Raw genomic sequence first — 5376 nt, forward strand, 5'->3', positions numbered from 1 at the left:
GCAATCAGAGGCTCCTCCCCCTCCCTAGTTGAAGTCTTGGCTGGCACCCCCATGAACCCGTTAGCCAGGGATCCCTCTTGGCGGATGTTGCTCCAGGCGGCCCTGCACCGCAACCGCAGCGATCCCGGTGTACGCTATTTGCAACTGGCTACAGTGGATCCCCAGGGGCATCCGCGTAACCGCACGGTGGTCTTCCGGGGATTTTTGCGGGATACCGACCGCATCCAGTTGGCGGTGGACAGCCGCAGCGAGAAGATCTGCCAGATTGCCCACTGCCCACTGGCCCAGATCTGCTGGTACTTCTGTAAAACTCGCGAGCAATTTCGCATTGCCGGCACTCTCGAGGCCATCGCCGCTGACCACCCGGATCCCCAGGCGCAGCAGCAGCGGCAACAGGTATGGCAGCAAATCTCGGAAAAAGGACGGCTGCTCTGGTTCTGGCCGGAACCCAAAGGCCCTCTTGCCCCACCAGAGGCTTTTGTTGGAGAGCTGCCCCCCGAAAAGGCTTCTTTGCCACCGCCGACATTTGTCCTATTGCTGTTGGATCCAACGGAGGTGGATCACCTCCAGCTCAAGGGGGATGCAACCTACCCCCAATTGCGAACCGTCTACGAGCGCAGTCCGCAAGGCTGGCAATGCCGAGCGGTCAACCCCTAGAAGGGATCCCAGCCGGCTCCGACCTGGGCAGGGGGCAGGGAAGCCGTTTTTCCCCTCGCTTTCCGGGAGAATATTGAAGAGAATAGATGTGCTAGCGCAAATGAACAATCTCCCACCCTCCGGAGCGACGCCGTCTGACGGCAGCTGGAGCTCCCCTCCTGGGGGGTAGGAGTCCCTCAGCTTCTGTCTCCAGCCGATACCTAGCCTTCCTGGTTGCGGTACCTCTGATGTCTATTTCCGCCCTCTCATTTGCTAAGCGCATTGCCCAAGCTGTTGCTCCTCTCTTTTTGACCGGCAAGCCCTTGTTGGCCAGAGCTTTGCAGGACAGGCTGCGCCAGGGATCCCTGGGGTTGGCTGTCGCTTTGGTTTGGGGTCTGGCTCCCGTTCAGGAGCTGACAGCCCAGCCGATGTTAAAATCCCCACAAGGCTCCCTTGAAGAGAATATAGCTCCTGCCCTGCCCTCAGAATCTGCCTTCCCCACCTCCACCCGCACAGGACTCTTTCGAGTCGGCAATCGCACCCCTCACCCGATTCGGCTGGTGATCTTGATGCGCAGCGGCGGACGGCTGCTCAACCCAGAAACGGCCCACTGGGACTTTGCGCCCGGAGAAGGGGGTAGTGAAGGATTGGTGCTGAGTTTGGGCGAGGAGCCACTGCAGATCGGCCCCGGAGATATTGTGGTGGCTTTTACCTTGGATGGAACCGCTCGCTACTGGGGGCCGAACGTGGTGGGAGAGTCGCTGGCGCCCTTTTGGAATGAAGAGAGCGGCTTTTGGTCGATGATCTTGCAGCCTTAGGCAGCCGGGCAGGCGGCCCGAAATACCCTTTCAAACTTTTCAAAATGGTTCAAAAAAGTTACAGCCATTGCACTCTGGCTCCTCAGAGGGCGCTGGAGAGTAGAGGAGAAGATAGTCCCAAACTCGGCTTGGGAGCTCGGCCCCTGCACGGGAAGTGGGAGCTGCAGTCCGCCGGGATCCTCTGCCTCTCAAGCTCCGGCCCAGTGCCACCAGGCCCAGCCCAGCCCCACCAATAGCGCCGTTAGCCCATAGAAGCACCCCACCACCTGCACCTCCGACCAGCCCCCCAGCTCCAGATGGTGGTGGAGGGGAGACATGCGCAGCAGCCGTTTGCCTTGGCCGGTCTTGCGTTTGGTGTATCGAAAGTAGCCCACCTGCAGGATGACTGACAGGGCTTCCACCACCAAGATCCCGCCCATCCAGGCCAGGGCCCAGAGCTGATCCCCCAGCAGGGCCAGCCCCGCCAGAGCGCCTCCCAAGCCCAGGGATCCGGTATCCCCCATAAACAGGCGGGCCCGGTGGTGGTTGTGCACCAGAAAGCCCAGACAGGCACCGCTCAAGGCAAAAGCCACGAGCGCCAAAACGGGATCCGCTGCCATCAGCCCCAGCCCTGCCAGGACGAGGGCCACCACCCCTGCCGCCAGACCGTCCATGCCGTCGGCGAGGTTGACGGCGTTGTTGGTTCCCACCAACACAAACAAAGCCAAAGGCCAGAACAGCCAGCCCAGGGAGAGGGCACCTATTCCCGGCAGGGTGAGAACGGTAGGGATCCCTTGCCAAGCTAGATAGCCGCAAAAAGCCAGGCCAACCCCAACTTGGAGCAACAGCTTCACCTTGGGGGACAACCCCTTGTTGGAGCGCTGCCGGATAACCAGCCAATCGTCCAGCCAGCCAACCAAGGTGTAGGCCAGAGTCAGCAGCGCCACCGCCAGCCACTGGGGATCCCAGCCGCTCCCGACGCCAGCTACCAGCAGCCCTACGGGCAAAAAGCTAAGGCCACCCATGGTTGGCGTGCCCGCTTTTTTGTAGTGGGACTGGGGCCCCTCTTCGCGGATGACCTGCCCTGCCTTCCAGCGCCGCAAGGCTGGGAGAAGCAGGGATCCCAACATAGCCGATCCCAGTACGCTCAATCCAAAGGGGACGGCCACCTGGGGCCGGATCCCGATGACCAACGCCGAGAGGGCCAGGCCCAGAACCCAGGAGAGGGCCATCCCTCCCCAGGCCGCCTCTTCCAGAGCGGGAAGCGTATCCGCATCCGCCCTTTCTGAACTCCTCACCCCCTTAACCTCCAGCCCAACTCCTCAAAAAACTCCGGCAGGAGAGCCTAAGAAAACTCTACCCTGCCGGAGGCCCAGAGGCGAAGGATCCCCTAGTAGGGCCACTTCCAGTTGCGCACCTCCGGCAGATCCTCGCCGTACTTGCAGATGTACTGCTTGTGCTCCACCAGCTTGTCCCGAATCAACTGCTGGACGTGATCCCGCCGGTACTTGAAGCGCTCCACCCGCTCCAACACGTCGTTGGCCAGGTTGAAGCGATCCACCTGGTTGAGGACGCACATGTCAAAGGGAGTGGTGGTGGTGCCTTCCTCCTTGTAGCCGCGCACGTGTAGGTTGTGGTGGTTGGGGCGGCGGTAGGTGAGGCGGTGAATCAGCCAAGGATAGCCATGGAAGGCAAACACGATGGGCTTGTCGGGGGTGAAGATGCTGACAAACTCCTTGTCGCTGATGCCGTGGGGGTGTTCGCTGGGCGGCTGCAACTTCATCAGGTTCACCACGTTCACCACCCGGATCTTGATATCCGGCAGGTGCTGCCGCAAAAAGTCCGCCGCCGCCAGGGTTTCCATCGTCGGCACATCGCCGCAGCAGGCCATGACCACATCCGGCTCCGAGCCCTGATCGTTGCTGGCCCACTCCCAGATCCCCAGGCCCTGGGTGCAGTGCTTGATGGCAGCATCCATGTCCAGGTACTGCAGGGCCGGCTGTTTCCCCGCCACAATAACATTGACGTAGTGGCGGCTGCGCAGGCAGTGGTCGGCCACCGAGAGCAGGGTGTTGGCATCCGGCGGCAGGTAGACGCGGATGATTTCGGCTTTTTTGTTGACCACGTGATCCAAAAAGCCGGGATCCTGGTGGCTGAAGCCGTTGTGATCCTGCCGCCACACGTGGGAGGTGAGCAGGTAGTTGAGGGAGGGGATGGGCCGCCGCCAAGGGATGTGCCGGGTGGTTTTCAGCCACTTGGCATGTTGGTTGAACATCGAGTCCACCAGGTGGATGAAGGCTTCGTAGCAGGAAAAGAAGCCGTGGCGGCCTGTCAACAGGTAGCCCTCCAGCCAGCCCTGACAGACGTGCTCGCTCAAGATCTCCATCACCCGTCCATCGGGGGAGAGGTGCTCGTCGTAGTCGTAGATAGGCGCCACCCAGGTGCGGTCGCTGGCCTCAAACACGGCGTTCAGGCGGTTGGAGGCAGTTTCGTCGGGGCCAAAGAGGCGGAAGTTGTGGGGGTTGAGCTTCATTACATCTCGCAAAAACTGTCCCAGCACCTTCGTGGCCTCGGCCTCCGTGGTGCCAGGGCGCGGGACGTCTACGGCGTAGTTGCGGAAGTCCGGCATTTTCAGCTCCCGCGTCAGCAGGCCGCCGTTGGCGTGGGGCAGGGCACCCATGCGTTTTTCCCCTTTGGGGGCCAGCTCTTGCAGCTCGGGCCGCAAACGGCCGTTTTCGTCGAAGAGCTCTTCTGGCTTGTAGCTGCGCATCCACTCTTCCAGGAGCTTGAGGTGCTCCGGGTTCTTGGCCAGATCCGCCAGTGGCACCTGGTGGGAGCGCCAGAAATCCTCTACTTTTTTGCCGTCCACCTCTTTGGGGCCCGTCCAGCCTTTGGGGGTGCGCAGGATGATCATCGGCCACTGCGGACGGGTAGGATCCCCTTTGCTGCGGGCGTGCTGCTGGATTTCTTGAATCTCGTGGATCACCGTGTCCAAAGTGGCGGCCATCAACTGGTGCATCTGGGCTGGCTCGGAGCCTTCGACAAAGTAGGGTTTGTAGCCGTAGCCCACAAACAGGCTTTGCAGCTCTTCACGGCTGAGGCGGGCCAGGATCGTCGGGTTGGCGATCTTGTAGCCATTGAGGTGCAGAATCGGCAGCACCGCCCCGTCGTGGATGGGGTTGAGGAATTTGTTGGAGTGCCAAGAGGCAGCCAGAGGGCCAGTCTCGGCTTCTCCATCCCCGACTACACAGGCCACCAGCAGATCGGGGTTGTCGAAGGCTGCCCCAAAGGCGTGGGCTAGAGCATAGCCCAGCTCTCCCCCCTCATGGATGGAGCCGGGGGTTTCCGGGGCCACGTGGCTGGGTACGCCGCCGGGGAAGGAGAACTGCTTGAAGAGCTTGCGCATGCCCTCGGCGTCTTGGCTGATGTTGGGGTACACCTCGCTGTAGGTGCCCTCCAGGTACGTGTTGGCCACCAGAGCGGGGCCGCCATGGCCGGGGCCGGTGATGTAGAGGATGTTGAGGTTTTCCCGCTTGATGATGCGGTTGAGATGCACGTAGATAAAATTCAGCCCCGGTGTGGTGCCCCAGTGCCCCAGCAGGCGCGGCTTCACATGCTCTAGCTTGAGGGGTTCCCGCAGCAGCGGGTTGTCCATCAGGTAAATCTGCCCCACCGACAGGTAGTTGGCGGCCCGCCAGTAGGCGTCCATTTTGCGCAGTTCGTCGTCGGTCAGCGGTTTTGTCGAGAGCTGTTCTGCCAAAACCATAGCCGTACCCCCTAGGTATCTCTACTCCCATGGTGAGCCAGGTTGGGGCGTAGGCTTGGGGATCTTGGGATTCCTTTGGATTTGGGAGATGGGGTGAGGGATGAACTACCCCACCGCGTAGGCGGGTGGGGTTTCCTCACCCGCTTGGCAGCAGAGCTTTTGTCTCTTCTTCTGCCC

At 61.4% G+C, this 5376-nt stretch carries 4 protein-coding genes; 2 read left to right on the forward strand and 2 right to left on the reverse strand.

What is annotated here, in order from left to right; genetic code table 11:
* Positions 1 to 51: 51 nt before the first annotated feature.
* Positions 52 to 657, forward strand: a complete 606-nt coding sequence (locus NW841_RS11605; protein ID WP_414376875.1) for an Npun_F5749 family FMN-dependent PPOX-type flavoprotein — start codon at positions 52 to 54, stop codon at positions 655 to 657.
* Positions 658 to 884: 227 nt separating this feature from the next.
* The gene (locus NW841_RS11610; protein ID WP_414376873.1) at positions 885 to 1454 is read left to right on the forward strand and encodes a hypothetical protein; all 570 of its coding nucleotides are present in this window, start codon (positions 885 to 887) and stop codon (positions 1452 to 1454) included.
* A gap of 188 nt (positions 1455 to 1642) precedes the next feature.
* On the opposite strand, the gene mraY is transcribed toward NW841_RS11610, so the two are convergent.
* Positions 1643 to 2665 (reverse strand): phospho-N-acetylmuramoyl-pentapeptide-transferase, encoded by a 1023-nt coding sequence (gene mraY / locus NW841_RS11615; RefSeq protein ID WP_414386507.1) that lies wholly within the window; start codon positions 2663 to 2665, stop codon positions 1643 to 1645.
* A gap of 158 nt (positions 2666 to 2823) precedes the next feature.
* Entirely contained in the window at positions 2824 to 5199 is a 2376-nt protein-coding gene (locus tag NW841_RS11620; protein ID WP_414370898.1) for a phosphoketolase, read from the reverse strand.
* Positions 5200 to 5376: the final 177 nt, after the last annotated feature.

The sequence above is a fragment of the Synechococcus sp. H60.3 genome, from assembly GCF_047462295.1.
Classification (GTDB): domain Bacteria; phylum Cyanobacteriota; class Cyanobacteriia; order Thermostichales; family Thermostichaceae; genus Thermostichus.

What these genes read in the sequence shown, in the direction of transcription:
- NW841_RS11620 (WP_414370898.1), bottom strand. Translation starts at nt 5,199, where the DNA reads ATGGTTTTGGCAGAACAGCTCTCGACAAAACCGCTGACCGACGACGAA.
- mraY (WP_414386507.1), bottom strand. Translation starts at nt 2,665, where the DNA reads ATGGCCCTCTCCTGGGTTCTGGGCCTGGCCCTCTCGGCGTTGGTCATC.
- NW841_RS11605 (WP_414376875.1), top strand. Translation starts at nt 52, where the DNA reads ATGAACCCGTTAGCCAGGGATCCCTCTTGGCGGATGTTGCTCCAGGCG.
- NW841_RS11610 (WP_414376873.1), top strand. Translation starts at nt 885, where the DNA reads ATGTCTATTTCCGCCCTCTCATTTGCTAAGCGCATTGCCCAAGCTGTT.